The organism is Streptomyces sp. NBC_01304, from assembly GCF_035975855.1.
Classification (GTDB): Bacteria; Actinomycetota; Actinomycetes; order Streptomycetales; family Streptomycetaceae; genus Streptomyces.
The window spans coordinates 8,386,037-8,411,985 of the sequence record NZ_CP109055.1; the positions used below are offsets into that span (position 1 = coordinate 8,386,037).

Below are 25,949 nucleotides of genomic sequence, written 5' to 3' on the forward strand. Positions count from 1 at the left end.
CCATGGCCATTGGCGGAGATCGACAAGGATCACCCCCCGTACCCCGGGTAATACTTGTCGGTAACAACGTCTAGCCGCGACCGCGAATCGCGCCTACGGTGCACGCATGCCGCCGAATCTGCCCGATGTAGTGCTGTGGTCGATACCCGCATTCGTGCTGCTCACCGTCATAGAGATCGTGAGCGTGCGCCTGCATCCCGACGAGGATGCCGCCGGGTACGAGACCAAGGACGCCGCCACCAGCATCGGCATGGGGCTCGGCAGTCTCGCCTTCGATCTGCTGTGGAAGATCCCGATCGTCGCGATCTACACCGCGATCTACGAGCTGACACCGCTGAGCGTGCCCGTCCTGTGGTGGACGATCCCGCTGATGCTGCTCGCGCAGGACTTCTTCTACTACTGGTCGCACCGCGGACACCACGTCATCCGGATCCTGTGGGCCTGCCACGTCGTGCACCACTCCAGCCGGAAGTTCAACCTCTCCACCGCACTGCGGCAGCCCTGGACGAGCCTCACGGTCTGGCCGTTCTACGTCCCGCTGATCGCGCTCGGCGTGCACCCGGCCGCGCTCGCGTTCTGCTCCTCGGCGAACCTCGTGTACCAGTTCTGGATCCACACCGAGCGCATCGACAAGCTGCCGCGCGCCTTCGAGTTCGTCTTCAACACCCCCTCGCACCACCGGGTGCACCACGCCTCGCAGGGCGGCTATCTGGACCGCAACTTCGGAGGCATCCTCATCGTCTGGGACCGCCTGTTCCGGTCCTTCGTGCCCGAGGTCGAGCGGCCCGTCTTCGGGCTCACCAAGAACATCGAGACGTACAACCCGATCAAGGTCGCCACCCACGAGTACGTCGCCATCGCCAAGGACCTGAAGGCGGCGGAGAGTTGGCGCGAGCGGGCGGGTCGGGTCTTCCGCGGGCCCGGCTGGTCGCCGAAGCCGGCGCTGCCGGTGCAGGCGGAGGCGCAGGACCGGGCGCCGGACCCCGTGACCGAAGGCGCGGCGTGACCCGCACCGAACGACTGCTCCTCGCCGCCTTCGGCCTCGCCGCCGTCGGGGACCTCGGCTCGCTGCTCGCCGGCGCCGACCTCGGTCACACCCTCTGCAAGCCACTGCTGATGCCGCTGCTCGCCGCGTACGTCGCCGTGCGCGGCGGGCCCCGACTCCTGGTCGTTGCCCTGCTGTTCGGCTGGGGCGGGGACACCCTGCTGCTCTTCGACGCCGATCCGGCGTTCCTGGCCGGGATGGGGTCGTTCGCGGCCGGGCACGTCTGCTATCTGGTGCTTTTCGCCCGCCATGGGCAGGCACGCGCGCGTGCAGGGCTTTTCGGGGCCGCGTACGCCGTCGCGCTCGTCGGCACCGTGGCGCTGCTCTGGTCCGACCTGCCGGCGGAGCTGCGCGTCCCCGTCGCCGGGTACAGCCTGCTGCTCACCACGATGGCGTTCCGCTCCCTGCGGGTCGGGCTCGTGGGAGGGATCGGCGGGGCGCTCTTCCTGCTCTCGGACACCCTCATCGCCACCGGGATCGCCGAGTGGCCGCAGCTGCCCCGGCCGGATTTCTGGATCATGCTCACGTACGTGGCCGCGCAGGTGCTCCTCGCCCACGGGGTGCGGGGCTCGGCCCTGGCGTGCGAGCCCGCCGAGCAGGCGTACGGTGAAGGGCGTACCACCGTCTGACCTGCTGAGGAAACCTCTGTCATGCGCGCCACCACCATCCACGCCCCCTTCGACATGCGCGTGGAGGACGTGCCGGACCCGAAGATCCAGCAGCCCACCGACGCCGTCCTGCGCGTCCTGCGTGCCTGCATCTGCGGCAGCGACCTGTGGGCGTACCGCGGCGAGGCGGCCCGCGAGAAGGGGCAGCGGATCGGGCACGAGTTCCTCGGCATCGTCGAGGAGACCGGCTCGGAGGTCGGCGGGCTCAAGGCCGGTGACCTGGTCGTGGCGCCCTTCATGTGGTCGGACGGCACGTGCGACTACTGCACGGAGGGGCTGACCACCTCCTGTGTGCACGGCGGGTTCTGGGGCTCGGTCGGGCACGACGGCGGCCAGGGCGAGGCGGTGCGAGTGCCGCACGCCGACGGAACCCTGGTGAAGCTCCCGGCCGATGCCGCGGGCGACGACCACCTGCTGACCGCGCTGCTCGCGCTCTCCGACGTCATGGGCACCGGGCACCACGCGGCGCTCGGCGCGGGCGCCGGCAAGGGCAAGACGGTCGCGGTCGTCGGTGACGGTGCGGTGGGTCTGTGCGGCGTTCTCGCGGCCCGGCGACTGGGCGCAGAGCGGATCATCGCGCTCGGCCGCCATGAGGTGCGTACGGACATCGCCAAGCGCTTCGGTGCCACCGACGTGGTCGCCGAGCGCGGAGAGGCCGCCGAGGCCGCGATCCGGGAGCTCACCGGCGGGCAGGGCTGCCACTCCGTCATCGAGGCGGTCGGCACCGAGCAGTCCATGCGGACGGCCGTGAACATCACGCGCGACGGCGGCGCCATCGGCTTCGTCGGCGTCCCGCACGGCAGCGGCACCGGGCTCGACCTGAGCGTCATGTTCGACCGGAACATCGCGCTGCGCGGCGGCGTCGCCCCGGTGCGGACGTACATTCCGGAGCTGCTGCCCGACGTGCTCGACGGCCGCCTCGACCCCTCGCCCGTCTTCGACCTGACCGTCGGGCTCGACGGAGTGCCGGACGGCTACAAGGCGATGGACGAGCGCACCGCGCTCAAGGTCCTGGTCAAGCCCTGACATCGAGTGGGGCTCAGCCCCACAGCGGCCGTGCCCACCAGATCGGTGCGGGCACGGCCGTGAGCAGGGCCGACACCGCGACGACCACACCCAGGGCCACGACCTCGGCGCGCGCCGGCACCAGCGCGGCCCACGGGGCGCCCTCGCGCACCCGGCGCAGCCGGATCCGCGAGATCAGCGCGAGCGCCGCGACGACGGCGACGAGCAGCAGTTTGGCGACAAGTACACGGCCATAGGCGGTCGTGAACACCGATTCGAGCGGCAGCTTCCGCAACGTCGAGCAGATGCCGGACGCGGTGATCGCCGCGAACAGAAGCGCGGCCACGCGCGCGTAGCGGCCAAGCAGCGCGGCGGCCGCATCGGGCCAGGGCCGCCATACCCACATCGTGCGCAGCACCTGGAGCAGCCCTCCGGCCCACAGCGCGGCGCAGGTCAGATGGACCAGGGTCAGCACGCTGCCGACCAGCGGGTCCTCCTCGGGGCCGACCGCGGGATGGGCCCGCAGCGCCTCGGCGACGATGACCGCGGCGAGCGGGAGCGCGGCGGTGCCCGGGCGGCGTGACTGGGCGCAGAACCCGGCGGCGATGAACGCATTGATCTCGAGGAGCGCGAGCCGTCCGTCGGTCGTCTGGTAGAGCCGGCCCGGGCGGATCTCGGCGAGGCCGTCCGGCACCCAGTTGCCGTTGGCCACGATGAGCGCGAGCCCCACGGCCGCGGCGGCCCCCGCGCAGGCCGCGACGAGAGCCCAGCCGGCCGGCCGCTGCGCCGGCGCGTCCGGCACCCGCCGGGCCAGCCATCCGCCGGCCGCCTGGCCCACCAGGACGCACAGCGCCCCGAACGTCACGGTCCGCAGCAGCGTGATCAGACCGACGCCGGGGGCGGCCACCTCGCCCGTGCCGTCGAGGGCTGTCGACGGCCCGAGGAGCGGCACGAGCGCGGCCGCCAGGATCAGCACCAGGACGGCCGACGCCCGCCACAGAGCGGCCCGCCTGGCGCCGTCAGGGGCGTCCGGTGAACTCGCAACAGATGGGCGGGATACGCTCATTGACCGAGCTTGACCGGAATGGACAGGTCCAGCAAGCCTCGGCCGTCCACTGGGACGACTCGAAGACGCATGTGTGCTGCATTTCGGCGACGTATGACCGAGTGCGCGGTCATGAGAGGTGCACCTGCTCCCTCTGCATGCTCAGACGCTCCCTACGCGCGCCATTGCGGGCGATCCGAGCCCCACCGGCCGGGCGGGGTCGACCAGTTCCCGGGCCCGCCCTCGAAGGCCACGGGCGGCAGCGCGTGACGCAGCCGCCCGAGCGGGCTGTCCGTGTCCGTCAGGTACTTCTCCGGGTCGTACGTTGCCGTGGACGCCGTGGACGCCGTGGACGCCGTGCCCTCGCGGTCCAGCCCGGTCAGCCAGTGCGCGGTCCGGGCGAGCGCGGCGCCGATGTGCCGGGTGCCGCCCTGGGCGCGTTGCTCGGTGAGGGCCCGCAGCACGGCCGCCGCCACCAGATAGCCGGTCCCGTGATCGAGCGCCTGCGCGGGCAGCGCGCCGGGCCGGTCGCTGTCACCTGCGATGTCCCCTTCGGTCGCCGCGATGCCCGTGGCCACCTGCACCAGGCTGTCGAAGCCCCGGCGCCCGGCCCACGGCCCCTCCTCGCCCCACGCCGACACCTGGGCGACCACCAGACCGGGCCGGCGCTCGGCCAGCGCCTCGGGGGAGAGGCCGAAGCGGTCGAGCGCGCCCGGACGGTAGCCGGTGACGACGACATCGGCGCCGGCCAGGAGCTCCTCGAAGGTGGCGTGGTCGGCCGGCCGGCCCAGATCGAGCAGGGTCGACCGCTTCCCGAAGCCGGTGTCCGCGTGCTGGTCGGCGAGCTCGGGCAGACCGGGCGCGTCGATGCGCAGCACATCGGCCCCGAGCAGGGCGAGCGTGCGGGTCGCGACCGGGCCCGCGAGCACGCGCGTGAGGTCGAGCACGCGAAAACGGCCGCCACGCGCGCGTGCCGGCCCTTCGTCGAGCCGGTCCACGGCCAGCAGGGGCCGGGCGGCGACCACCGCGCCCTGCTCGTGCGCGGCCCACTCCTCGGGCGTGCGCAGCGCGACGGCCAGGCCTCCGGCGGCGTACACCGCGTCCTCCACCGCGAGCGCCGGGCGCCGGGCCAGCTCCGCCTCGACCTCGGTCTCGGGAACGCCGAGCGCGGCGAGCAACGCCGCCCGGTGGTGCGGGTAGTTGGCATGCGTACGCACCCAGCCGTCGGCCGTGCGCCAAAAGCGCGACAAGGGGGCGAAGTTCTCGGGCGCGCGCCCGTCCACGCGCAGATGCCGCTCGCTGACGAAGGCCGTGGCGACGGCTCCGTCGTCGACCCGGACCCCCGGCACCGGGCCCCCGTCGGCCGCGAACTCGGCGGCCGCCAGCGAGCAGACCGTCACGCACGCGCGTGCCGCCTCGAGTACGGGGAGCCGGGACGGCAGCAGGCCCTGCGGGCCGTCGTACGTCACCCGGGACAGCAGGGCGGGATCGCCACCCAACGCGGCCCAGATCGGCGCCGCGGCACGGGAGTTCACAAGATTCATGCGCCTAGCCTGCACCCTGGACCGGCTGCCTCGCGCACTGGGGCGGGCGGAGCAGCTTCACCTCACGCCGTATGTCGTACGGCGTGTCCGGGTGCAGCTCCCAGCCGTGCGCGGCGGCCGCGTGCGCCACGTAACCCGCGCCCACCGCGCGGTACTTGCGCAGCGGTACGTCGATTTCCCTGGTCTTGGGGTCGGCGGCCTGCTTGGACGCCGTCAGTCGATGGTCGACGCGCGCCCGGTAGAACGCGGTGTCCCCCTCGTGCCGCAGCTCCGGCAGGGTCACGAACCAGCGCGGCCACGGCGGGCAGACCTTGAACAGCAGGTCGATCAGCTTCATCAGGCCCGCCTCCACGCCGGGTATCCAGCTGATCAGTTCGAGCACGAAGCCCAGCGCGACGACCGCCAGCAGGAGGACCGTGAACAGGGCCCAGTGCACCGGCGCGTACACCGTGGTGAGCAGGAACTGGAGCCACAGCCGACCGGGTCCCCGGACGGGCAGCGGATCCCAGGACGGGTCGCGGTACATGCTGATTCCCCCGGACAGGACTTCGGACAGGACTTCGGGCAGGGCTTCGGACGGGACTCGGGAAGACGAACACGGGCCGCCCCTCGCTGGACAGGGCGGCCCGTGCATCGTGCCATTGCGTTACTTGCGGACCGCGTCCAGGGCGTTCACGACACCGAAGCCGTAGAAGCCGTTGATCCGCTTGCCGCCCTTGCACCACGCGTCCACGACGCCGTCGCCGTCACCGTCGTACGGCTCGGTCGGGCAACCGGGGTTGTCCGCCTGCGCCTTGAGCAGCGCCTGCAGCATGGCCGGGCTGGCCTTCGGGTACGTGGACTTCAGCAGCGCGGCCACACCGGCGGCGTGCGGGGACGCCATCGAAGTGCCCTGCAGGTAGCCGTACTTGCCCTCCGGCATGGTGGACAGGATCCGCCCGTTCTTCGACGGGGTGTCCGGGATCTGGTACTTGTCGCCGCCCGGGGCCGCGATGTCGATGACACCGTTCCCGTACGTCGAGTAGTACGACTTGGCGCCCTTGACGCCCGTCGCGCTCACCGTGACGACACCCGGCAGCTGGGTCGGGACGTCGAAGCACTTGTGCGGGTCGATCGTCCGCGTGACGGGCGTCTCGACGTCGTCCGGGCTCGAGTCGTCCACGATCGCGTCCGAGTCGAGGTCGTGGTTGGAGTTGCCCGCCGAGGCGAGGTTCAGAGTGCCCTTGCTCTTGGCGTACAGCTGGGCCCTGTTGACCGCGTCGACGATGGCCTTCTGGTCCGGGTCGTCGAGGCAGTTGTACAGCCACGGGTCCACGTAGTAGCTGTTGTTGGTGATCTCGATGCCCTTGTCGGCCGCGAACACGAAGGCGCAGACCACGCTCTCCGGGTAGAAGAGGCCGTCCTTCGGGTCGCTCACCTTGATCCCGGCAACCTTCACGCCGGGTGCCACACCGGCGACGCCGATGTTGTTGCGCGCCGCCGCGATCTCGCCCGCCACGTGGGTGCCGTGGTAGTCCTCCACGGTGTACGGACGCCAGGCCCCCGGGGAGGTGTCCGGCGTGCCGCCCACGCAGTTGGCGGACTGCGCCGCCGAGAAGTTGGGCGCCAGGTCCGGGTGGGTGTCGTCGACACCGGTGTCGATCACGCCGACGGTGACCTTGGAACTGCCCGGGTTGATCTTCGCTGCCTTGTCGGCACCGATCGCCCGCAGGTCCCACTGGTCGGCTTCCATCGGCTCGGCGTCGCCCGCGGCCGACTTGGTGCTCACGGCCGGCGCGTCCACCATCTGGGGCGCGCCGACCTCGGTGGTGCCCGCCGCCTTCAGCGGCGCGGTGTGGGTCGCACCCGCGGACTGCACACCCTTGACGGCGCGCAGCTGCGGGCCGAACGACGGGTTCGCCGACTTGACGATGATCACGCCTATTCGGTCGTACGCGGCCACTATGGAGCCGTCGGCCTTGGCTATCGCCTTCTTCACGGCCTGGAGCGTCTTGTGGTCCGTCTTGGTGTTGACCGCGTAGACGAACGTGCCCTCGGCGGCCGCGGCAGCGGAGGCCGGTGCGGCCTGCTGCGGAGCGGCGTTCGCGGCGCCCGGGAGCAGACCCAGGGCGGCCGTCGACAGAGCCAGCGCCAGACCGACCGGCGCGGCGAGGCGACGGTGTCTGGAGCGCAGATGAGTCATGGGATCTCCAACTTCATCCGTAAAAAAACCAAAAGGGCCCGAACACAAGTCGTGCCCGGGCGGAACGTCGCGGAACTTCGCGGACATGCTGCCAAGTTCCCGCCGAAACTAGCGCTGAAGATCCCTGACCGGCAATGACTTCCGGCTAAAAGGTGGGGCGTTGGGCGGAACGTGCGCGCCGCCGTGCGGTTGCAAGGGGGAGAAGCAAGCATCAGCCCCCTGTTGGATCACGTACCCGAGGGCCTAGCATCACCCCGACTCACGTGATCCCCGTCACTGTGAGGTCGCATGTCAAACACCGCCACACCTGTGTCCCTAGGAGATTCCGTGGCCACCGATGTACCACCCCCGTCGAAGGGCGGTTCCGACGGCGCTCGAGCGATGCCGTCGACGGAAGCGTTCCTCGAGGTGCAGGAGAGCCCTGAATTCGGCGAACTGCGCCGTGCGCACCGCTCCTTCGCCTTCCCGCTGACCATCGCGTTCATCACCTGGTACCTGCTGTACGTGCTGCTGTCCAACTACGCGGGCGGCTTCATGGGCACGAAGCTGTTCGGCAACATCAACGTCGCCTTCGTCTTCGGCATCCTGCAGTTCGTCACGACGTTCCTCATCGCCTGGCTCTACTCGCGGCACGCCGCGGCCAAGCTCGACCCCAAGGCCGAGGCGATCAAGTCCCGTATGGAGGCCGAAGCATGAGCCAGCACGTCCTCCTCGCGGCGTCCGAGACCACCGAGCACCGGCCGCTGATCATCTCGCTGTTCGCGCTCTTCGTGGTGGCCACCCTGATCATCACGATCTGGGCCGGCCGCCAGACCAAGGACGCCGCCGACTTCTACGCGGGCGGCCGCCAGTTCTCGGCCTTCCAGAACGGCCTCGCGGTCTCCGGCGACTACATGTCCGCCGCGTCGTTCCTCGGCATCGCGGGCTCCATCGCGCTCTTCGGCTACGACGGCTTCCTGTACTCGATCGGCTTCCTGGTGGCCTGGCTGGTCGCGCTGCTCCTGGTCGCCGAACCGCTGCGCAACTCCGGGCGCTACACGATGGGCGACGTCCTCGCCTACCGCATGCGCCAGCGTCCGGTGCGCACCGCCGCGGGCACCTCCACCATCGTGGTGTCCATCTTCTATCTGCTCGCGCAGATGGCGGGCGCGGGCGTCCTCGTCTCGCTGCTCCTCGGGATCACCAATGACGCCGGGAAGATCGCGGTCGTGGCCGCCGTCGGCGTGCTGATGATCGTGTACGTCTCCATCGGCGGCATGAAGGGCACCACCTGGGTGCAGATGGTCAAGGCGGTCCTGCTCATCGCGGGCACCATCCTGATCACCTTCCTGGTACTGCTGAAGTTCAACTTCAACATCTCGGACCTGCTCGGCCAGGCCGCCGAAAAGAGCAGCGCGCCCTCCAAGTTCCTCGAACCGGGCCTCAAGTACGGCGCCGACGCCACCCACAAGCTGGACTTCATCTCGCTCGGCATCGCCCTGGTCCTGGGCACCGCGGGCCTGCCGCACATCCTGATCCGCTTCTACACCGTGCCGACCGCCAAGGCCGCGCGTAAGTCGGTGAACTGGGCGATCGGCATCATCGGCGCCTTCTACCTGATGACGATCGCCCTCGGCTTCGGCGCTGCGGCCCTCGTCGGCCCGGAGAAGATCACCGCGTCCAACCCGGCGGGCAACACGGCGGCCCCGCTGCTCGCCCTGGAGATCGGCGGACCCGACTCGGCCTGGGGCGCGATCCTGCTCGCCGTGATCTCGGCGGTCGCCTTCGCCACCATCCTGGCCGTCGTGGCGGGTCTGACGCTGGCCTCGTCCTCGTCCTTCGCACACGACATCTACGCCAATGTCATCCGCAAGGGGCAGGCCACCGAGAAGGAAGAGGTACGCGCGGCCCGCCTCGCCACCGTCCTCATCGGCGGCGCGGCCATCGTGCTCGGCATCTTCGCCCGCGACCTGAACGTGGCGGGCCTGGTGGCCCTGGCCTTCGCGGTCGCCGCGTCGGCCAACCTGCCGACGATCCTCTACAGCCTCTTCTGGAAGCGCTTCACCACCCAGGGCGCGCTGTGGTCGATCTACGGCGGTCTGTTCGCCTCGGTGTTCCTGGTCCTGTTCTCGCCGGTCGTCTCCGGAAACCCGAAGACGTCCATGTTCAAGGGCGTCGACTTCCACTGGTTCCCGCTGGAGAACCCGGGCCTCATCTCCATCCCGCTGGGCTTCCTGCTCGGCTGGCTCGGCACCGTCCTGTCGAAGGAGAAGCCCGATACCGGGAAGTACGCGGAGCTTGAGGTCCGTTCGCTCACGGGTACCGGAGCACACTGAGAATCGGCAGAACCGCAGGTCGCGGCCGTGTCGTAGGTCCCTACGACACGGCCGCGCCGCTCCTCGTGGGAATCGGGCGCTGTCGTTGTCAGTGGCGTCACGTAGTCTCGAATGTGTATTGATCCGGACGCTCACATACCGGGGAGGGGGCCTCGTGCTCATCGACACCTATGGCCGAGTCGCCACTGACCTGCGGGTTTCACTGACGGACCGGTGCAATCTGCGGTGCACGTACTGCATGCCCGAAGAGGGCCTGCAGTGGCTGGCCAAGCCCGATCTGCTCACCGACGACGAGATCGTGCGGCTCGTCCGCATCGCCGTCACCCAACTCGGGATCACCGAGGTCCGCTTCACCGGCGGCGAACCGCTGTTGAGGCCCGGCCTGGTCGGGATCGTCGAGCGCTGCGCGGCCCTCGAACCCCGCCCCAAGATGTCGCTGACGACCAATGGCATCGGCCTCAAGCGCACCGCGCAGGCCCTGAAGGCCGCGGGCCTGGACCGGGTCAATGTCTCCCTGGACACGCTGCGGCCGGACGTCTTCAAGACCCTCACCCGCCGTGACCGCCACCAGGACGTCCTGGACGGCATGGCCGCGGCCCGTGAGGCCGGCCTCACCCCGGTCAAGGTCAATGCCGTACTGATGCCGGGGTTGAACGCCGACGAGGCCCCGGACCTGCTGGCCTGGGCCGTGGAGCACGACTACGAGCTCCGGTTCATCGAGCAGATGCCCCTGGACGCCCAGCACGGCTGGAAGCGCGACGGCATGATCACCGCCGGTGACATCCTGCAGTCGCTGCGCACCCGCTTCACGCTCACCGAGGAGGGCCAGGACGAGCGCGGCTCCGCCCCGGCCGAGCGCTGGGTGGTGGACGGCGGCCCGCACACGGTGGGCGTCATCGCCTCCGTGACCCGCCCGTTCTGCGCCGCCTGCGACCGCACCCGGCTCACCGCCGACGGACAGGTCCGCACCTGCCTGTTCGCCACCGAGGAGACCGACCTGCGGGCCGCGCTGCGGGCCGAGGACTCCACGGACGAGGAGATCGCCCGGCTCTGGAAGCTGGCGATGTGGGGCAAGAAGGCCGGCTCGGGCCTCGACGACCCGTCGTTCCTGCAGCCCGCCCGCCCGATGTCGGCGATCGGCGGCTAGGGCCTGTCCGGCGGATCTTCGCGGGCCCACGACGCCTGGCACGCACTCTCGCCGCACGCCCGAATCACCCAAGTACGTCCAGTACGAGGGCGATCCGGGCGCACGCCGAGAGCACGCACCAGACGCCGCGGGCTCTTCCGCGAAGATCCGCCGGACACGCCCTAGTCCGCGGCCGCAGGCCGGCCGTTCGGCCGGCTCGCGGCCGACTGCCCGGCTAGCTCGCGCCCTGCGCCGCATCCCATTCGGCCAAGGGCACGACGTCCTTCAGGAAGCCGCGTACGCCCAGGAACTGCGAGAGATGCTCGCGGTGTTCCTCGCACGCCAGCCAGGTCTTGCGCCGGTCCGGCGTGTGCAGCTTCGGGTTGTTCCAGGCAAGGACCCACACCGCTTCGGTGCGGCAGCCCTTGGCGGAGCACTGCGCGGTGGCGGGGGACTCGGGGGACATGCCGGGAAGGTTCACGGCTCAACCCTAAACGCGCTCACAAACCGACCGGAAAACGCACTCACAAACGGCCCGGAACCGGCCGGAGAAAAGGCGACGCCGAGCAGCCACGGGGGGAGCTGCCCGGCGTCGGTCCGTCGCTCCGACGGGGGATGCGGAGCGCGTACGAAGTATGTCACGGGGGACCCGGTGCCCGGCACCGGAACTACATGATTGATCTGAGCTTTTCTTGAGCTTTGCAGACCGGTGCAGGTCAGCTCCCGTCCCGCCGCTGATCAGCACCGTCCACGAAGGGCGCTTCCGCCGAGGATTCCGCCGGAGCCGGCCGCGCCGGCGGCGGGAGCATGGCCCGCCCGGGGGCGGGCACGAAGGTGGACGGCAGTGAAGGCACGTTCTCCCGGCCCGCGTTGGCGATCACCACGGAGACGTAGGGGAGGAGCACGCCGAGGACGAGCGCGACAATCGCGACGTGCCGTTCGACGTTCCACAGCGTCGCGGCGAGGATCACCGAGAGGGTGCGTACCGACATCGAAATCACATAGCGGCGCTGTCTGCCCCGGACATCGTCCGTGAGCCCCTGCCTGGCCCCGGTGATCCGGAAGACCTCCGCTTGGCTGCCTGCGCGCTGCTTCCGCATCACAATCCACCGCCCCGCCTGTGTATCGGGCGCTCCCCGGCCCGAACGCTTTACACGTTACGCCGGGCCTGCGTCGTCTACGAGACCGGGGCACGTCCCACCTGCGCGTACGGCCTGCGCCGTACCGCGTATGGCGGTGCCCGACATGCGCCGTATGGCGGATGGACAGAGACTGGCCCTAACTGCTCACCCGAGCCGTACGAGGAGGCAGCCATGGGCTGGTTGTGGGCGATCATTGTTGGTTTTGTGCTGGGTCTGCTCGCGAAAGCGATCCTGCCCGGCAAGCAGCACATGCCGCTGTGGCTGACCACCGTGCTCGGCATCATCGGTGGCGTCGCCGGCAACTCGCTGGCCGCGTCCTTCGGGATCGACGAGACCAAGGGCATCGACTGGGGTCGGCACGCGCTGCAGATCGCCGCGGCGGTGGTGCTCGTGTTCCTCGGCGACCTGGTCTACAAGATGGTGCGGGGCAACAAACGCGAGATGACCTGACAGCGCGTACGCCGAAGGGGGCCGGTCGATGGTGACCGGCCCCCTTCGGCATGCGATGCGTGTGATCAGCCCGCGACGACCTCGATCGCCGCCAGGTTCTTCTTGCCGCGCCGCAGCACCAGCCAGCGCCCGTGCAGCAGTTCCTCGCCGGTGGCGACGGCGTCCTCGGCGGCGACCTTCACGTTGTTCACGTACGCCCCGCCCTCCTTCACCGTGCGCCGCGCGGCCGACTTGCTCGCCACCAGGCCGACCTCCGCGAGGAGGTCCACCACGGTTCCGAGCTCGCTCACCTTCGCGTGCGGCAGCTCGGACAGGGCGGCCGCCAGTGTCGCCTCGTCCAGGTCACCGAGCTCGCCCTGACCGAACAGCGCCTTCGACGCGGCGATGACCGCCGCGCACTGGTCGGCGCCGTGCACCAGGGCGGTCAGCTCCTCGGCGAGCGCACGCTGGGCCGAGCGGGCCTGAGGACGCTCCTCGGTGAGCTTCTCCAGCTCCTCCAGCTCCTCGCGGGACTTGAAGCTGAGGATGCGCATGTACGTCGAGATGTCGCGGTCGTCCGTGTTCAGCCAGAACTGGTAGAACGCGTACGGCGTCGTCATCTCCGGGTCGAGCCAGATGGCGCCGCCCTCGGACTTGCCGAACTTGGTGCCGTCGGACTTGACCATCAGCGGCGTCGAGTAGCAGTGCACGACGGCTTCCGGGTGCATCCGGTGGATCAGGTCGATGCCCGCCGTCAGGTTGCCCCACTGGTCGGAGCCGCCCTGCTGGATGACACAGCCGTAGCGCCGGTACAGCTCCAGGAAGTCCATGCCCTGCAGGAGCTGGTAGCTGAACTCCGTGTAGCTGATGCCCTCCTGGGACTCGAGGCGACGGGCCACCGAGTCCTTGGTGAGCATCTTGTTGACCCGGAAGTGCTTGCCGATGTCGCGCAGGAACTCGATCGCGGACATGCCCGCGGTCCAGTCCAGGTTGTTCACCATCTGCGCGGCGTTCTCGCCCTCGAAGGACAGGAACGGTTCGATCTGCGCCCGAAGCCGGCCCACCCACTCGGCGATGACCGCCGGGTCGTTCAAGGTGCGCTCGGCGGTCGGCCGGGGGTCGCCGATCTGGCCGGTCGCGCCGCCCACGAGGGCGAGCGGCTTGTGCCCGGCCTGCTGCAGCCGGCGCAGGGTGAGGACCTGCACGAGGTGACCCACGTGCAGGCTCGCCGCGGTCGGGTCGAAGCCGCAGTAATACGTGACGGGACCGTCTGCGAGCGCCTTGCGCAGTGCGTCTTCATCAGTGGACTGGGCGAAAAGGCCGCGCCACTTCAGCTCGTCGACGATGTCCGTCACGGTTCTCGTATCTCCTTGGGTGATCTTGGTGACTGCGTGCGGGCAGCCGACTACGAGGTTATACGCCCTGGCTGACCGAACTCATATTGAAATCGGGGATGCGCAGCGCGGGCATCGCGGCCCGCGTGAAGTAGTCGCCCCACTCACGCGGCAGCGTCTTCTCCGTGCGGCCCGCCTCGGTGGCCCGGCTCAGCAGGTCGACCGGCGACTCGTTGAACCGGAAGTTGTTGACCTCGCCGACCACTTGGCCGTTCTCGACCAGGTAGACGCCGTCCCGGGTGAGCCCCGTGAGGAGCAGCGTCGCCGGGTCGACCTCGCGGATGTACCAGAGGCAGGTGAGCAGCAGCCCGCGCTCGGTGTGCGCGACCATCTCCTCCAGGGACCGCTCGCCGCCGCCCTCCAGGATCAGGTTGTCCAGGGCGGGCGCGACCGGGAGCCCGGTCAGGTTCGCGCTGTGCCGGGACGTGATCAGGTGGGCCAGCTCACCGTTCCGGATCCAGTCCGTCGGGGTCAGCGGCAGGCCGTTGTCGAAGACCGAGGAGTCGCCGCCCGAGGAGTGCGCGAGCACGAACGGCGCGGACTCCAGGCCCGGCTCGTTCGGGTCGCTGCGCAGGGTGAGCGGCAGCTCGGACAGCTTGTCGCCGACCTTGGTGCCACCGCCCGGCTTGCTGAAGACGGTCCGCCCCTCGGCGGCGTCCCGGGCCGAGGCCGACCGGTACTGGTAGATCAGCAGGTCCGCCACCGCGGTCGGCGGCAGCAGCGTCTCGTACCGCCCGGCCGGCAGGTCGATCCGCCGCTCGGCCCAGCCCAGCCGCGTCGCCAGCTCCGCGTCCAGGGCCGCCGGGTCCACGTCCTTGAAGTCCCGCGTGGACCGGCCCGCCCAGGCCGAACGCTTGCGGTCCGGCGACTTGGCGTTGATCTCGAGCGTGCCGTTGGGCTGGTCATGACGGAGCCGCAGACCCGTCGACGTACCGAGATAACTGGAAGTCATCTCGTGGTTGGCGAAGCCGTACAGCTCACGCCCACCGTCGCGTGCGCGGGCGAAGGCCTCGCCGAGCGCCGGGGCGAAGTCCGCGAAGACGGCGGACGAGGTCTCGGCGGGCGCGTCCGTGAAGTCCGGCGCCGCGGCTACCCCCGTGGCCAGCGGCTGCGCGTCCTCGGCGGGCTCGGCACCCCGGGCGGCCGCCTCGGCGGCGCGTACCAGGGACTCCAGGTCGTCCGTGGTGACGGCGGAGCGGGACACGACGCCGGAAGCGGTGCCCTCCTTGCCGTCGACCGTCGCGATCACGGTCAGCGTGCGCCCGCGCGTGACGCCGTTCGTGGTGAGCGCATTGCCCGCCCAGCGCAGATTGGCGGTCGACTCCTCGTCCGCGATGACGACGCACCCGTCGGCCTGCGACAGCTCGAGGGCACGCTCGACGATCTCGTGCGGCTTGGGTGTACGAGAGCTCATCGCCCGGCCTCCTGCGTGGTGTTGAGAATGTTGACGCCCTGGAAGAGCGCGGACGGGCAGCCGTGCGAGACCGCGGCGACCTGCCCGGGCTGGGCCTTGCCGCAGTTGAACGCGCCACCGAGGACGTACGTCTCCGGACCGCCGACCGCCGCCATCGAGCCCCAGAAGTCCGTGGTCGTCGCCTGGTACGCCACGTCGCGCAGCTGCCCGGCGAGCCGGCCGTTCTCGATCTTGAAGAAGCGCTGGCCGGTGAACTGGAAGTTGTAGCGCTGCATGTCGATCGACCACGAGCGGTCGCCGACGACGTAGATGCCGCGGTCGACCCCGGAGATCAGCTCGTCCGTCGAAGGGCCGTCGGGCGCCGGCTGCAGCGACACGTTCGCCATCCGCTGCACGGGCACATGGCCGGGGGAGTCGGCGAAGGCGCAGCCGTTGGAGCGCTCGAAGCCGGTGAGCTTCGCGATGCGCCGGTCCAGCTGATAGCCGACCAGGGTGCCGTCCTTCACCAGGTCCCAGGACTGGCCCTCGACGCCCTCGTCGTCGTACCCGACGGTCGCGAGGCCGTGCTCGGCGGTGCGGTCACCGGTGACGTTCATGATCTCGGAGCCGTACTTGAGCTTCCCGAGCTGGTCGAACGTCGCGAAGGAGGTGCCCGCGTACGCCGCCTCGTAGCCGAGGGCCCGGTCCAGCTCGGTGGCGTGCCCGATCGACTCGTGGATGGTCAGCCACAGGTTGGACGGGTCGACGACCAGGTCGTACGCCCCCGCCTCGACGCTCGGCGCCCGCATCTTCTCGGCCAGGAAGTCGGGGATCTGCGCGAGCTCCGCGTCCCAGTCCCACACCGACCCGGTCAGGTACTCCCAGCCCCGGCCGACCGGCGGCGCGATGGTCCGCATCGAGTCGAACTCGCCGGTGGTCGCGTCCACGGCGACCGCGGTGAGCTGCGGGTGAAGGCGGACCCGCTGCTGCGTGGTGACGGTGCCCGAGGTGTCCGCGTAGAACTTGTTCTCCTGCACCGTCAGGAGCGAGGCGTCGACATGCGCGACCCCGTCGGCCCCGAGCAGCCGCGAGCTCCACTCGCTCAGCAGCCCGGTCTTCTCCTCGTCCGGCACCTCGAAGGGATTGATCTCGTACGCCGAGATCCAGGTCTTGTCCGCATGCGCGGGCTCGGCCGCGAGCTCCACCCGCTCGTCGGACCCGGCCGCCGCGATCACCTGGGCCGACAGCTTGGCCATCGCCACGGCCTGGCTCGCGACCTTCGCCGCGGCGTCCATCGTCAGATCGACCCCGGAGGCGAACCCCCAGGTCCCGCCGTGCACCACCCGGACCGCGTACCCCAGATCCGTGGTGTCGGACGACCCGGAGGGCCGCGCGTCCCGCAGCCGCCAGGCCGCGCTGCGTACCCGCTCGAAGCGGAAGTCCGCGTGGTCGGCGCCCAGCGCCCGCGCGCGGGCCAGCGCCGCGTCGGCGAGGGCCCGCAGGGGCAACGCCGTGAAGGCTTCGTCGATGGAATGAGGCACAGATGTCTCCTGTCGGCTCAGTCGGCTTTCCGGAAAGCGACCTGATCAGGGTCGATCATGTCGCGGGCAGGGGGGCCGGGGCCAGAGCTTTCTGTAGGGACCCGACAGTGACTGCTCGGTCCCACTGTCGGTGCCCGATTCTCCGACAGCGGCCCGGTACCGATAGGTTTTCGAGATACCTGACCGCACATCGAAAGGGTGATCCGTTGAGCCGCTCGGTTCTCGTCACCGGAGGAAACCGGGGCATCGGCCTCGCCATCGCCCGCGCTTTCGCCGAAACCGGCGACAAGGTCGCGATCACGTACCGCTCGGGTGACCCCGCTGAGCTCGAAAAAGCAGGGCTCCTGGCCGTCAAGTGCGACATCACCGACACCGAGCAGGTGGAGCAGGCCTACAAGGAGATCGAGGACAAGCACGGTCCCGTCGAGGTCCTGGTCGCCAATGCGGGTGTCACCAAGGACCAGCTCCTGATGCGCATGTCCGAGGACGACTTCACGTCCGTCCTCGACACCAACCTCACCGGCGCCTTCCGTGTCGTGAAGCGCGCCAACCGCGGCATGCTGCGCGCCAAGAAGGGCCGCGTCGTGCTGATCTCCTCGGTGGTCGGTCTGCTCGGCTCCGCGGGCCAGGCCAACTACGCCGCCTCCAAGGCGGGCCTGGTCGGCTTCGCGCGTTCCCTTGCCCGTGAGCTCGGGTCGCGGAACATCACTTTCAACGTAGTCGCGCCCGGTTTTGTCGACACCGACATGACCAAGGCGCTCACGGACGAGCAGCAGAAGGCCATCGTGTCCCAGGTGCCGCTCGGCCGTTATGCGCAGCCGGAGGAGATCGCCGCGGCGGTCCAGTTCCTCGCCTCCGACAACGCTTCGTACATCACTGGTGCCGTCATCCCCGTTGACGGCGGATTGGGCATGGGTCACTGACAACCATGAGCGGAATTCTCGACGGCAAGCGCATCCTGATCAGCGGTGTGCTCATGGAGTCGTCCATCGCCTTCCACACCGCCAAGCTGGCGCAGGAGCAGGGCGCGGAGATCATCCTCACCGCCTTCCCGCGGCCCACGCTCACCGAGCGCATCGCCAAGAAGCTGCCCAAGCCTGCCAAGGTCATCGAGCTGGACGTCTCCAACGACGAGCACCTCGCCCGCCTCGAAGGCCTGGTCCGTGACGAGCTCGGCGGCCTGGACGGCGTCGTCCACTCCATCGGCTTCGCCCCGCAGGACGCGCTCGGCGGCAACTTCCTGAACACGCCGTTCGAGTCCGTCGCCACGGCCATGCACATCTCGGCGTTCTCCCTGAAGTCGCTGACCATGGCCTGCCTGCCGCTGATGAACGAGGGCGGCTCGGTCGTCGGCCTCACCTTCGACGCGCAGTACGCCTGGCCGCAGTACGACTGGATGGGCCCGGCCAAGGCCGCCCTCGAGGCGACCTCCCGCTACATGGCCCGTGACCTGGGCAAGCAGAACATCCGCTGCAACCTCATCTCGGCGGGCCCGATCGGCTCGATGGCCGCGAAGTCCATCCCGGGCTTCTCGGAGCTCGCGTCGGTGTGGGACAACCGCTCCCCGCTGGAGTGGGACCTCGCCGACCCGGAGCCCGCGGGCAAGGGCGTCGTGGCGCTCCTGTCGGACTGGTTCCCGAAGACCACCGGCGAGATCATCCACGTCGACGGCGGTCTGCACGCCGTGGGTGCCTGAGCGCCTGTAGTTCTACGCGGCCGACGCCCCGGTTCCCCGCATCTCGCGGGGGACCGGGGCGGCTGCTTTTTGCGCCTAAACCGGCGCCGCTCTCGCGGACCTGGCTGGTCGCCGTCGGGGTTCTCAATTGATGGTTGCGGACCGTGGAGGGTGATTGTCTGCAGTCGCCCATTCGGCCCCCTGGCCGGGCAGGCACAGCTCAAACTGCGCATCCTGGAAGCCAGTTCCCCCCTTGTGGTGCAGCCGCGGCGGCCGACTTCCGCCTTGCCGCAGTACGGCCGAGGAGGTCCCAGGTGCGCAGGACACGGCGGTTCGCCCCGATGCTGGCCGGCGGTCTGTTCCTGCTCGCGGTCCTCCCGTACGACACCGCTCCGCAGGCCTCCGCGGCGGTCACCCACCGCCACGCGCGCGTGGCGCCCGATCCCGCTCCCCGGCCCTTCGGCGCGGTGTGCCGCACCGATGTGTCGGGCTCGCAGGTGGTCGCGTACTGCCACAACCCATACCCGGAGACGGACCGGGTCCGGCTGCACGTGGAGTGCGAGCAGTGGTGGGACATCGACTCGGACGCGAAGGACGTCGAGGTCGGCCCGTCGATGACCGTGCGCCTCAGCGGCCGGTGCTGGAAGGAGATCGGCACGGTCTGGGTGAGCCACAGCCCGGTCTGACCCGTCCCCGGCCGACCGCCCTTGGCCCGACTTCCCTCGGCCCGAACTACGTGAAGAGCTCGGGCCGGCACATGAACGGATAGCCGCCCGCCTCGGCCGCGGCCGCCGCCGCGTCGCCGTCGCGGATCGCGTCGACGAGCCGCCCGTGGTCCATGTGCGTCTCGGGGCTGAGCTCCTCGTCCACGTCGTCCCGCAGCCACGCCCGCAGGACGTCGCCCAGGTCCGCGTAGAGCTCCGTGAGGACGTCGTTGTGCGCCGCCGCGACCACCGCCAGGTGGAAGGTGGCATCGGCCTCGATGAAGGCGTCCCGTTCCCGGGCCGTCCAGGCCTCCTCGCGCCGTACGAGCAGCGCGTCCAACTGCTTCAGCTCGCGCTCGGTGCGCCGCTCGGCCGCCAGCTGCGCCGCCCTGGACTCCAGCGTCGAGCGCAGCTCCGCGATGTGCCGGGGGTCGGCGTCGGCGAACCGGCGGTGCATCACACCGGCCAGCTCACTGGTCGCCACGACGTATGTGCCCGAGCCCTGCCGGATGTCCAGGAGCCCGTTGTGCGCGAGTGCCCGCACCGCCTCACGCACGGTGTTGCGCGCGACGCCCAGCTGCTCGACCAGCTCCGGCTCCGTGGGAATGCGGGTGCCGACCGGCCACTCGCCGGAAGTGATCTGATTCCGCAGCTCGGCGATGACCTGGTCGGCAAGGGCGGAGCGCCGGGGGGACGTGAGGGCCATGGGCTTCCTTCAACGGTTCGGAACAGGAACGGGCTCGACTTCGCGACCGACTGGACAACCAATCATCCCATGATTCTATGATGGTGCCCATGGCCAGTGAGGAACTCCAGACAACCACCCCGCCCCGGATACACGCGTCAAGCGCAGGCGCCGCGGTCGAACCGCCCGCCACGCGCGCGTGGCTGACGCGCCTGGTCGTCGTCGGGATCGTCCTGGCCGCCCTCAATCTGCGCCCCGCCATCACCAGCCTCGGCGCCCTCCTCGAAGAGGTCCGCGACGGGCTCGGCATGAGCGGCAGCGTCGCCGGACTGCTCACCTCCGTACCGCCGTTGTGCTTCGCCGCGTTCGGCGTGATGGCGCCCCGCCTCGCACGCCGCTTCGGCCCGGCCGCCGTGGTCTGCGCCGGCATGGTCGCGATCACCGCGGGCCTGCTGATCCGGCCCTTCATGGGCGGCACGGCCGGATTCCTGGCGGCCAGCGCGCTCGCGCTGATGGGCATCGCGGTCAGCAACGTCCTGATGCCGGTGATCGTCAAGCGCTGGTTCCCGGACCGGGTCGGCTCGATGACCGGCCTCTACTCGATGGCCCTCGCCCTCGGCACCTCCGCCGCGGCCGCCGTCACGGTGCCGCTCACGGACGCCCTCGGCGGCAAGTGGGAGACCGGGCTCGCGGTGTGGGCGGTGCTCGCCGTGGCCGCCGTACTGCCGTGGATTCCGCTCGTACGCGACCGGGGTGCGGGCCCCACCGCGAGCGCCGCCCCGACCGCCGCCGCGGCGACCGACGGGCTGCGCATCACCCGCAGCCGTACCGCGTGGGCGCTCGCCGTCTACTTCGGGCTCCAGGCCACGGGCGCGTACATCACGATGGGCTGGATGCCGCAGATCTTCCGCGACGCCGGGGTGTCCCCGTCCACCGCGGGCGTGCTGCTCGCCGTGACCATGGCGGTGGGCGTACCTCTGTCCTTCGTCATCCCGCGCATGGCCGCGCGGATGAAGCACCAGGGCCCGATCGCCGCGGCGCTCGGCGTGTGCGGGCTGATCGGCTATGCGGGGCTCTACCTCGCGCCGGCCGGCGGCGCGTGGGTGTGGGCGCTGCTGCTCGGCGTCTCCAACTGTTCGTTCCCGCTCGCCCTCACGATGGTCGGCATGCGCTCCAGGACCGGGACCGGCGTGGTCAAGCTGTCCGCCTTCGCGCAGAGCACCGGCTATCTGCTGTCGATCCCGGGCCCGCTCCTCGTCGGCGTGCTCTACCAGCACAGCGGCGGCTGGACGCTGCCCATCGCGCTGATGGGCGCCATCCTGGTGCCGCAGATCGTGGTCGGCGTCCTGGCCGGCCGCAACCGCACGATCGAGGACGAGTGCGCTGCCCGCGGGGCCAATTGACCCCCCGGGTCGCACAGCGGGCAAAGGGTGCGAGACTGACCGCATGCCTGTGCTTGACCCGAACCCCCAGAACGGCCAGAAGAAGCTGATGATCGTGCTCGGCGCGATGCTGGCCATCACCGTGATCATCGGCATCGTCGCGTCCATCGCCTCACCCTGACGCCCGCCGCTGACCGGTCCGTCTTCGGCGATGGTGGGGTTAGCCCCCCATCCCCTAGGGGGTCAGTGTCAGGGGTAAGTGGGTGGATCTCCGGATGGGTTGAGGGCCGCCGATTCCGTACGTTCGAGAAGTACCGCGAACTCTCGCGGTGCCCCGCTCTCGAAACGCCACGGAGGCGACCATGCCGGCCCGCACGCACACCCGGTCCCCGGAGCAGTCGCGAGGCAGCGTAGAGGTCAAGCTGCCGTGGTGGGCGGTCGCGCTGCCCACGATCGCCTTCGTGGTGCTCCTCATGCTGATCCTCAACCCGGCCGAGGCACAGGCCGCGAGCGGTCACCCCGGGGTGGCGGACTTCTTCGACCGCGTACAGGAATCCCTGCTGTTCCAGGCTCCCTGAGAGCCTGTCTGACCGCTGCCTCGTCGGCCGTTTTCGGGAGCGCTCGAACGACTGGCCACCCACCGGTCACCCATAGGGGCAGACCCCGTCAACTCCTTGCGCCCGTTGGCGCGTTTCATGCGAAGCTGGAACGCATGAGTGTCGAAGCACCCCGCAGAATCGTCCTACTGAGGCATGCGAAGGCCGACTGGCCCCAGGTGTCCGACCACGAGCGACCGCTCGCCGAGCGCGGCCGCAAGGATGCTCCCGTCGCAGGGCGCAGACTGGCTGCTTCCGGCATCGCCTTCGATCTGGCCCTCTGCTCCACCGCGGAGCGCACCCGCGAGACCTGGAAGCTGGCCGTCCAGGAACTGCCCGAGCGCCCGCGCACCGTCTATGACGAGCGGCTGTACGAGGCCTCGCCGGGCGAGCTGATCGCCGTGCTCAACGAAACTCAGGACGACGTCTCCGACGTCCTCCTCATCGGCCACAACCCCGGCATGCAGGGCCTCGCCGACGTCCTCGCGGGCAGCGCCGAGGGCGACGCGCAGACCCGGATGGAACGGCGCGGCTTCCCGACGTCGGCGATCGCGATGCTGTCGTTCGCCGGCTCCTGGAAGGGGCTGGAGCCGGGAGTGGCCACCCTCTTCGACTTCTGGGCTCCGCACGAGTAGTTCATCTGGTTCATCCACCTTGTACGCGACGGAGGGTCCCGGCGCCGCAGCGGCACCGGGACCCTCCTTACGTACGACAGCGGCGGCCGGTCAGTCGCTGTGCGTGTCCGCCAGCTCGACCTCTTCGCGCGTGACGCCGAGCAGATACAACACGGTGTCCAGGAAGGGGAAGTTCACTGCGGTGTGCGCGGCCTCGCGCACCACCGGCTTGGCGTTGAAGGCGACCCCGAGACCGGCCGCGTTCAGCATGTCGAGGTCATTGGCGCCGTCGCCGATCGCGACCGTCTGCTCCAGCGGCACCCCCGCCTCGTCCGCGAAGCGGCGCAGGAGACGGGCCTTGCCCGCGCGGTCGACGATGTCGCCGGTGACCTTGCCGGTGAGCTTGCCGTTCACGATCTCCAGGGTGTTGGCATGGGCGAAGTCCAGCCCGAGCCGCTCCATCAGATCGTCCGTGACCTGCGTGAACCCGCCCGAGACGACGCCCACTTGGTAGCCGAGGCGCTTCAGCGTACGGATCAGGGTGCGGGCGCCGGGCGTGAGCCGCACCTCGCTGCGGACCTTGTCGACCACCGAGGCGTCGAGCCCTTCGAGCAGCGCCACGCGCGCGTGCAGCGACTGCTCGAAGTCCAGCTCTCCGCGCATCGCCGCCGCGGTCACCTCGGCGACCTTGTCCTCGCAGCCGGCATGGGCGGCGAACAGCTCGATGACCTCGTCCTGGATCAGGGTCGAGTCGACATCCATGACGATCAGCCGCTGGGCACGCCGGTGCAGCCCGGCCGAGACCACGGCGACATCGACGCCACGGGCGGCGGCCTCCGTGGCCAGCGCGGTGCGCAGCGGCTCGGTCTCCGCACCGGACACGGTGAACTCGACCGCGGTGACCGGGTACTTGGCGAGCCGGAAGATCCGGTCGATGTTGCCGCCGGTCCCGGTGATGCAGGCGGCGATCGCGGCGGTCGACTCGGCGGTGAGTGGATGCCCGAGCACGGTGACGTGCGAACGGCCTTCGCCACGCGGCCTGTTGTCCCCTATGCCGGACATGACCTCGGCCTGCAGCTTCAGGGATTCGGCCCAGCTGTGCACGGTGGCCCGCAGCTCGCCCTCGTACCCGGCGGGCGGCGCGGTGACGAGCGCGCACAACACCATGCGCCCCCGCGTGACCACCTGCTCCAGGTCCACTACGTCCACGGAGAAGGCGGCGAGGGTGTCGAAGAGCCCGGCGGTGATGCCGGGCCGGTCCTTACCGAAGATCTTTACGAGAAGAGTGGGGACATCGGCATGCTGAGGGGGCTGAGATGCGCTCATGGTGCCCCCACCGTATCGGGCACAGATGAACGTTCGACGACCTGTCCCGCGTGCCGGACGCTCCGCGCTTCCCTTCAAATCAGCCCGTCCGGCGTTTGAGGACAGAGGCCGAAGGCCGATTCGGGGGTCTAGGGGCGAAGCCCCAGGCCGTCCGCAGGACTTTCGGGAAGGGGCGGGGCGGGGAGAAAAGAAGCCTCAGCCCCGACCCCGCGGCCCCTTACGAGGCGGAGGCGGCGGCCGGTCAGGCGGAGGCGGCGGAGGAGGCGGCACCGGCCACTCGCTCCCACCTTCCCGCGACCGCGACCGAGGCGGTGGCGGCGTAGGAGGCGGAGCCACCGGCCCCACCACAGTGGGCGCGCTGTACACATCGCCTGAAGGCCGTTCACCCGAAGACCGATCGCCCAAAGGCCGCAAATAGGGATTGGTCTCCTCCCTAGGAGGCCGATAAGAGGGCGGCGCCGGATCATAGGGCCCCGCCTGCCGCCCCGGCTGCGCAGCACCCGAAGCCTCCTGCGACCGGAGGACGGTCCCCTCGGCCCCCGCCCCCACCGCAAGCTTCGACGCCCGCCCACCCGCGGCCCCCGAAGCCCGGGCGAGCAGCGCCCCCAAGGCCCCCGCCCCCGCACCCCACGCCGCCCCGAGCAGCAGCGCCATCCCGGCCTGCCCGTGCAGCTCGATCCCCGCCCCGAAGGCGTCGAAGCCGAGCACGGAGAGCGAGGCATCGGCCGATACCCCGGTCAGCCACACCATGAGCGGCAACGCGAGCGCGGTCACCGCGCCCAGCCGCAGCGCACACCGCCCCGCGAAGCCGAGCACGCTCATGTCCCGTACGAGCGGCGTACGCACCGCAGTCAGCACCCCCGCGAACAGCATCATCATCGCGACCGCGGCGCCGAGCAGCCACACCCGTCCGTCCAGCTCCGCGAGCCGCCCGAGGGTCACGGGCTTGTCGGCCGAGAGCGCAAGCAGCTCGTCGATCGGATCGGGCAGCAGCTTCGCCAGCTCACCGCTCGCCTCGCCGTCGAACGGCACGAGCAGGCCGAGCGGAATGCCGAGCCACACGCCGTTGGGCGCTCCGAGCAGGGCGGCTCCCGCTATCCGCTTCGGATGGTCGTCGCCGATCATCGCGTACGCGGCCGCCGCCAGCCCCGCCGCCACCGCCACCAGGACCACCGTCAGCAGCGCCGATGCCGCGGGCCTGACCATCCGGTGCAGCCCGTCGAGCGCCCGCGGCAGCGGTGTCCGGCGCGAGGCGAGCAGCGCGATGAGCAGCACCCCGATCACCCAGAGCGCCCCGCCCGCCAGCGAGGCCCCGGTGTCGACGGTGAAGCCGACCTTCGCCTCGGCGTCCGCCAAGTCGGCGATCTTGTCCGGAAGCAGTCCTCCGATGTCGCCGAGCCCGCCGGGCAGTTTGTCCTTGATGTCGTCCGGAAGGCCGCCACCGCCCGGCAGTTGGTCGAGCCCGAGCGAGGCGCCGTCAATCGTGATGAGGTCGTGACCGGCCCAGGCGAGCCCCCACAGCATCGCGAGGAACAGCGTCACCACCGACCCCACGCGTGCGGCCAGTTCGGCTGGAGCGATCACCACGCCGGCCCCGCGCAGGGAACGCAGGAAGAACCACGCGAGCAACAGCGCGCCGACCAGGCCGACACCCAGCGGTGCCACATCGATCGCGGTCGTGGCCTCGGCCCCCTCCAGGCCGAACGCCGAGACATCGCCGGACGGGGTGACGGAGCCGCCCGCGCCGAGCACCACCGCGGCAGCCGTCATCGGCCCGAGGTCCGCCGCCGCGTCCGCCCCGAGCAGATGCAGGCCGAGCGCCGCGACGCCCGCCATGCCGATCAGGGCCCAGCTCACCGCGGCGATGGCGGAGAGCAGCACATCCCCCCACCGAACGCCCTGAGTTGACCCGGTATTGCCCGTCTCCATCTGGATCCCCCGATCCGTGACGCATTGTCCCGTTCGCGCATGATCCGTATGCACTCATGGGCGCTTACCACTCTCCGGGGCGGTTTCAAGGCAGTCAACGGGGCGTGCACCAGGGCGCGTACGCACTCTTCACAAGGCCCGACTTTCGGACAGGGGGCTGAGCCTGAAATAGTTCCCCACGATGTTCGACATCCCTAGACTCCCCATGC

The 25,949-nt window shown here is 70.3% G+C and carries 26 protein-coding genes; 14 read left to right on the plus strand and 12 right to left on the minus strand.

The window, feature by feature from the left end:
• Positions 1 to 106: 106 nt before the first annotated feature.
• The 3 genes from OG430_RS37325 to OG430_RS37335 are packed head-to-tail and all read left to right on the plus strand — an operon-like array spanning position 107 to position 2,739.
• On the plus strand, positions 107 to 1,006 hold the full coding sequence (locus OG430_RS37325; RefSeq protein WP_327357082.1) for a sterol desaturase family protein: 900 nt from the start codon (positions 107 to 109) through the stop codon (positions 1,004 to 1,006).
• Entirely contained in the window at positions 1,003 to 1,674 is a 672-nt protein-coding gene (locus OG430_RS37330) for a lysoplasmalogenase (protein ID WP_327357083.1), read from the plus strand. The genes OG430_RS37325 and OG430_RS37330 overlap by 4 nt, the downstream gene beginning before the upstream one ends.
• A 21-nt stretch (positions 1,675 to 1,695) precedes the next feature.
• The gene (locus OG430_RS37335) at positions 1,696 to 2,739 is read left to right on the plus strand and encodes a zinc-dependent alcohol dehydrogenase family protein (protein ID WP_327357084.1); all 1,044 of its coding nucleotides are present in this window, start codon (positions 1,696 to 1,698) and stop codon (positions 2,737 to 2,739) included.
• A 13-nt stretch (positions 2,740 to 2,752) separates the two neighbouring features.
• On the opposite strand, the gene OG430_RS37340 is transcribed toward OG430_RS37335, so the two are convergent.
• From OG430_RS37340 to OG430_RS37355, 4 genes are all read right to left on the minus strand, one after another.
• Complete coding sequence (locus tag OG430_RS37340; RefSeq protein WP_327357085.1) at positions 2,753 to 3,784, minus strand: CopD family protein; 1,032 nt, start codon at positions 3,782 to 3,784, stop codon at positions 2,753 to 2,755.
• A gap of 152 nt (positions 3,785 to 3,936) precedes the next feature.
• Positions 3,937 to 5,307 carry a CoA transferase gene (locus OG430_RS37345; RefSeq protein ID WP_327357086.1) on the minus strand — a complete coding sequence of 457 codons (1,371 nt, stop codon included), beginning with the start codon at positions 5,305 to 5,307 and terminating at the stop codon, positions 3,937 to 3,939.
• A 4-nt stretch (positions 5,308 to 5,311) separates the two neighbouring features.
• Positions 5,312 to 5,833 (minus strand): hypothetical protein, encoded by a 522-nt coding sequence (locus OG430_RS37350; protein ID WP_327357087.1) that lies wholly within the window; start codon positions 5,831 to 5,833, stop codon positions 5,312 to 5,314.
• A 120-nt stretch (positions 5,834 to 5,953) separates the two neighbouring features.
• Complete coding sequence (locus OG430_RS37355; RefSeq protein WP_327357088.1) at positions 5,954 to 7,489, minus strand: S8 family peptidase; 1,536 nt, start codon at positions 7,487 to 7,489, stop codon at positions 5,954 to 5,956.
• 327 nt (positions 7,490 to 7,816) lie between these two features.
• Between OG430_RS37355 and OG430_RS37360 the strand changes: the two genes are divergently transcribed.
• The 3 genes from OG430_RS37360 to moaA all read left to right on the plus strand — a co-directional run bounded on the left by OG430_RS37360 (position 7,817) and on the right by moaA (position 10,951).
• Positions 7,817 to 8,185: a DUF485 domain-containing protein gene (locus tag OG430_RS37360; RefSeq protein WP_327357089.1), complete on the plus strand. Its 369-nt coding sequence runs from the start codon at positions 7,817 to 7,819 to the stop codon at positions 8,183 to 8,185.
• The gene (locus OG430_RS37365) at positions 8,182 to 9,804 is read left to right on the plus strand and encodes a solute symporter family protein (RefSeq protein WP_327357090.1); all 1,623 of its coding nucleotides are present in this window, start codon (positions 8,182 to 8,184) and stop codon (positions 9,802 to 9,804) included. Before OG430_RS37360 ends, OG430_RS37365 begins: the two co-directional genes overlap by 4 nt.
• A gap of 154 nt (positions 9,805 to 9,958) precedes the next feature.
• A complete protein-coding gene (moaA, locus tag OG430_RS37370; RefSeq protein WP_327357091.1) occupies positions 9,959 to 10,951 on the plus strand; it encodes a GTP 3',8-cyclase MoaA in 993 nt (330 codons plus the stop codon).
• Positions 10,952 to 11,165: 214 nt separating this feature from the next.
• Here moaA and OG430_RS37375 read toward each other — a convergent pair whose 3' ends face one another.
• Both OG430_RS37375 and OG430_RS37380 read right to left on the minus strand, forming a co-directional pair.
• Positions 11,166 to 11,396 carry a hypothetical protein gene (locus OG430_RS37375; protein ID WP_327359393.1) on the minus strand — a complete coding sequence of 77 codons (231 nt, stop codon included), beginning with the start codon at positions 11,394 to 11,396 and terminating at the stop codon, positions 11,166 to 11,168.
• Between the two features lie 250 nt (positions 11,397 to 11,646).
• Complete coding sequence (locus tag OG430_RS37380; protein WP_327357092.1) at positions 11,647 to 12,030, minus strand: DUF3099 domain-containing protein; 384 nt, start codon at positions 12,028 to 12,030, stop codon at positions 11,647 to 11,649.
• Between the two features lie 213 nt (positions 12,031 to 12,243).
• Between OG430_RS37380 and OG430_RS37385 the strand changes: the two genes are divergently transcribed.
• On the plus strand, positions 12,244 to 12,522 hold the full coding sequence (locus tag OG430_RS37385) for a GlsB/YeaQ/YmgE family stress response membrane protein (protein WP_327357093.1): 279 nt from the start codon (positions 12,244 to 12,246) through the stop codon (positions 12,520 to 12,522).
• A 65-nt stretch (positions 12,523 to 12,587) separates the two neighbouring features.
• On the opposite strand, the gene tyrS is transcribed toward OG430_RS37385, so the two are convergent.
• Genes tyrS through OG430_RS37400 form a run of 3 tightly spaced genes read right to left on the minus strand, consistent with a single transcriptional unit; the run spans position 12,588 to position 16,829 of the window.
• Positions 12,588 to 13,856, minus strand: a complete 1,269-nt coding sequence (gene tyrS, locus OG430_RS37390) for a tyrosine--tRNA ligase (RefSeq protein ID WP_327357094.1) — start codon at positions 13,854 to 13,856, stop codon at positions 12,588 to 12,590.
• Between the two features lie 58 nt (positions 13,857 to 13,914).
• On the minus strand, positions 13,915 to 15,309 hold the full coding sequence (locus tag OG430_RS37395; RefSeq protein WP_327357095.1) for a metallopeptidase TldD-related protein: 1,395 nt from the start codon (positions 15,307 to 15,309) through the stop codon (positions 13,915 to 13,917).
• Entirely contained in the window at positions 15,306 to 16,829 is a 1,524-nt protein-coding gene (locus OG430_RS37400; protein ID WP_327357096.1) for a TldD/PmbA family protein, read from the minus strand. Before OG430_RS37400 ends, OG430_RS37395 begins: the two co-directional genes overlap by 4 nt.
• A gap of 206 nt (positions 16,830 to 17,035) precedes the next feature.
• Here OG430_RS37400 and fabG point away from each other — a divergent pair, with 206 nt between their 5' ends.
• From fabG to OG430_RS37415, 3 genes are all read left to right on the plus strand, one after another.
• The gene (gene fabG / locus OG430_RS37405; RefSeq protein ID WP_327357097.1) at positions 17,036 to 17,752 is read left to right on the plus strand and encodes a 3-oxoacyl-[acyl-carrier-protein] reductase; all 717 of its coding nucleotides are present in this window, start codon (positions 17,036 to 17,038) and stop codon (positions 17,750 to 17,752) included.
• 5 nt (positions 17,753 to 17,757) lie between these two features.
• A complete protein-coding gene (gene fabI, locus OG430_RS37410) occupies positions 17,758 to 18,525 on the plus strand; it encodes an enoyl-ACP reductase FabI (protein ID WP_327357098.1) in 768 nt (255 codons plus the stop codon).
• A 293-nt stretch (positions 18,526 to 18,818) separates the two neighbouring features.
• Positions 18,819 to 19,190 (plus strand): hypothetical protein, encoded by a 372-nt coding sequence (locus OG430_RS37415; protein ID WP_327357099.1) that lies wholly within the window; start codon positions 18,819 to 18,821, stop codon positions 19,188 to 19,190.
• Positions 19,191 to 19,236: 46 nt separating this feature from the next.
• Here the strand turns inward: OG430_RS37415 and OG430_RS37420 are convergent, their stop codons facing one another.
• Complete coding sequence (locus tag OG430_RS37420; RefSeq protein ID WP_327357100.1) at positions 19,237 to 19,914, minus strand: FadR/GntR family transcriptional regulator; 678 nt, start codon at positions 19,912 to 19,914, stop codon at positions 19,237 to 19,239.
• Between the two features lie 77 nt (positions 19,915 to 19,991).
• Between OG430_RS37420 and OG430_RS37425 the strand changes: the two genes are divergently transcribed.
• The 4 genes from OG430_RS37425 to OG430_RS37440 all read left to right on the plus strand — a co-directional run bounded on the left by OG430_RS37425 (position 19,992) and on the right by OG430_RS37440 (position 22,506).
• Positions 19,992 to 21,296, plus strand: a complete 1,305-nt coding sequence (locus OG430_RS37425) for a CynX/NimT family MFS transporter (protein ID WP_327357102.1) — start codon at positions 19,992 to 19,994, stop codon at positions 21,294 to 21,296.
• A 43-nt stretch (positions 21,297 to 21,339) separates the two neighbouring features.
• Complete coding sequence (locus tag OG430_RS37430) at positions 21,340 to 21,456, plus strand: SGM_5486 family transporter-associated protein (protein ID WP_327357103.1); 117 nt, start codon at positions 21,340 to 21,342, stop codon at positions 21,454 to 21,456.
• A gap of 181 nt (positions 21,457 to 21,637) precedes the next feature.
• Complete coding sequence (locus OG430_RS37435; protein ID WP_327357104.1) at positions 21,638 to 21,853, plus strand: hypothetical protein; 216 nt, start codon at positions 21,638 to 21,640, stop codon at positions 21,851 to 21,853.
• Positions 21,854 to 21,987: 134 nt separating this feature from the next.
• On the plus strand, positions 21,988 to 22,506 hold the full coding sequence (locus tag OG430_RS37440) for a SixA phosphatase family protein (protein WP_327357106.1): 519 nt from the start codon (positions 21,988 to 21,990) through the stop codon (positions 22,504 to 22,506).
• A gap of 90 nt (positions 22,507 to 22,596) precedes the next feature.
• Here OG430_RS37440 and serB read toward each other — a convergent pair whose 3' ends face one another.
• Entirely contained in the window at positions 22,597 to 23,811 is a 1,215-nt protein-coding gene (gene serB, locus OG430_RS37445) for a phosphoserine phosphatase SerB (protein WP_327357107.1), read from the minus strand.
• Positions 23,812 to 24,006: 195 nt separating this feature from the next.
• Entirely contained in the window at positions 24,007 to 25,740 is a 1,734-nt protein-coding gene (locus OG430_RS37450) for a streptophobe family protein (protein WP_327357108.1), read from the minus strand.
• Positions 25,741 to 25,949: the final 209 nt, after the last annotated feature.

Bases quoted from the DNA above. Each gene is read 5' to 3' on its own strand.
- OG430_RS37395 (WP_327357095.1), bottom strand. From the start codon at position 15,309: ATGAGCTCTCGTACACCCAAGCCGCACGAGATCGTCGAGCGTGCCCTC.
- OG430_RS37340 (WP_327357085.1), bottom strand. From the start codon at position 3,784: ATGAGCGTATCCCGCCCATCTGTTGCGAGTTCACCGGACGCCCCTGAC.
- OG430_RS37435 (WP_327357104.1), top strand. From the start codon at position 21,638: ATGCCGGCCCGCACGCACACCCGGTCCCCGGAGCAGTCGCGAGGCAGC.
- fabI (WP_327357098.1), top strand. From the start codon at position 17,758: ATGAGCGGAATTCTCGACGGCAAGCGCATCCTGATCAGCGGTGTGCTC.
- OG430_RS37375 (WP_327359393.1), bottom strand. From the start codon at position 11,396: ATGTCCCCCGAGTCCCCCGCCACCGCGCAGTGCTCCGCCAAGGGCTGC.
- OG430_RS37420 (WP_327357100.1), bottom strand. From the start codon at position 19,914: ATGGCCCTCACGTCCCCCCGGCGCTCCGCCCTTGCCGACCAGGTCATC.
- OG430_RS37385 (WP_327357093.1), top strand. From the start codon at position 12,244: ATGGGCTGGTTGTGGGCGATCATTGTTGGTTTTGTGCTGGGTCTGCTC.
- OG430_RS37345 (WP_327357086.1), bottom strand. From the start codon at position 5,307: ATGAATCTTGTGAACTCCCGTGCCGCGGCGCCGATCTGGGCCGCGTTG.
- OG430_RS37350 (WP_327357087.1), bottom strand. From the start codon at position 5,833: ATGTACCGCGACCCGTCCTGGGATCCGCTGCCCGTCCGGGGACCCGGT.
- OG430_RS37450 (WP_327357108.1), bottom strand. From the start codon at position 25,740: ATGGAGACGGGCAATACCGGGTCAACTCAGGGCGTTCGGTGGGGGGAT.
- OG430_RS37380 (WP_327357092.1), bottom strand. From the start codon at position 12,030: ATGCGGAAGCAGCGCGCAGGCAGCCAAGCGGAGGTCTTCCGGATCACC.
- OG430_RS37335 (WP_327357084.1), top strand. From the start codon at position 1,696: ATGCGCGCCACCACCATCCACGCCCCCTTCGACATGCGCGTGGAGGAC.
- OG430_RS37425 (WP_327357102.1), top strand. From the start codon at position 19,992: ATGATGGTGCCCATGGCCAGTGAGGAACTCCAGACAACCACCCCGCCC.
- OG430_RS37430 (WP_327357103.1), top strand. From the start codon at position 21,340: ATGCCTGTGCTTGACCCGAACCCCCAGAACGGCCAGAAGAAGCTGATG.
- OG430_RS37440 (WP_327357106.1), top strand. From the start codon at position 21,988: ATGAGTGTCGAAGCACCCCGCAGAATCGTCCTACTGAGGCATGCGAAG.
- OG430_RS37325 (WP_327357082.1), top strand. From the start codon at position 107: ATGCCGCCGAATCTGCCCGATGTAGTGCTGTGGTCGATACCCGCATTC.
- serB (WP_327357107.1), bottom strand. From the start codon at position 23,811: ATGAGCGCATCTCAGCCCCCTCAGCATGCCGATGTCCCCACTCTTCTC.
- OG430_RS37355 (WP_327357088.1), bottom strand. From the start codon at position 7,489: ATGACTCATCTGCGCTCCAGACACCGTCGCCTCGCCGCGCCGGTCGGT.
- OG430_RS37365 (WP_327357090.1), top strand. From the start codon at position 8,182: ATGAGCCAGCACGTCCTCCTCGCGGCGTCCGAGACCACCGAGCACCGG.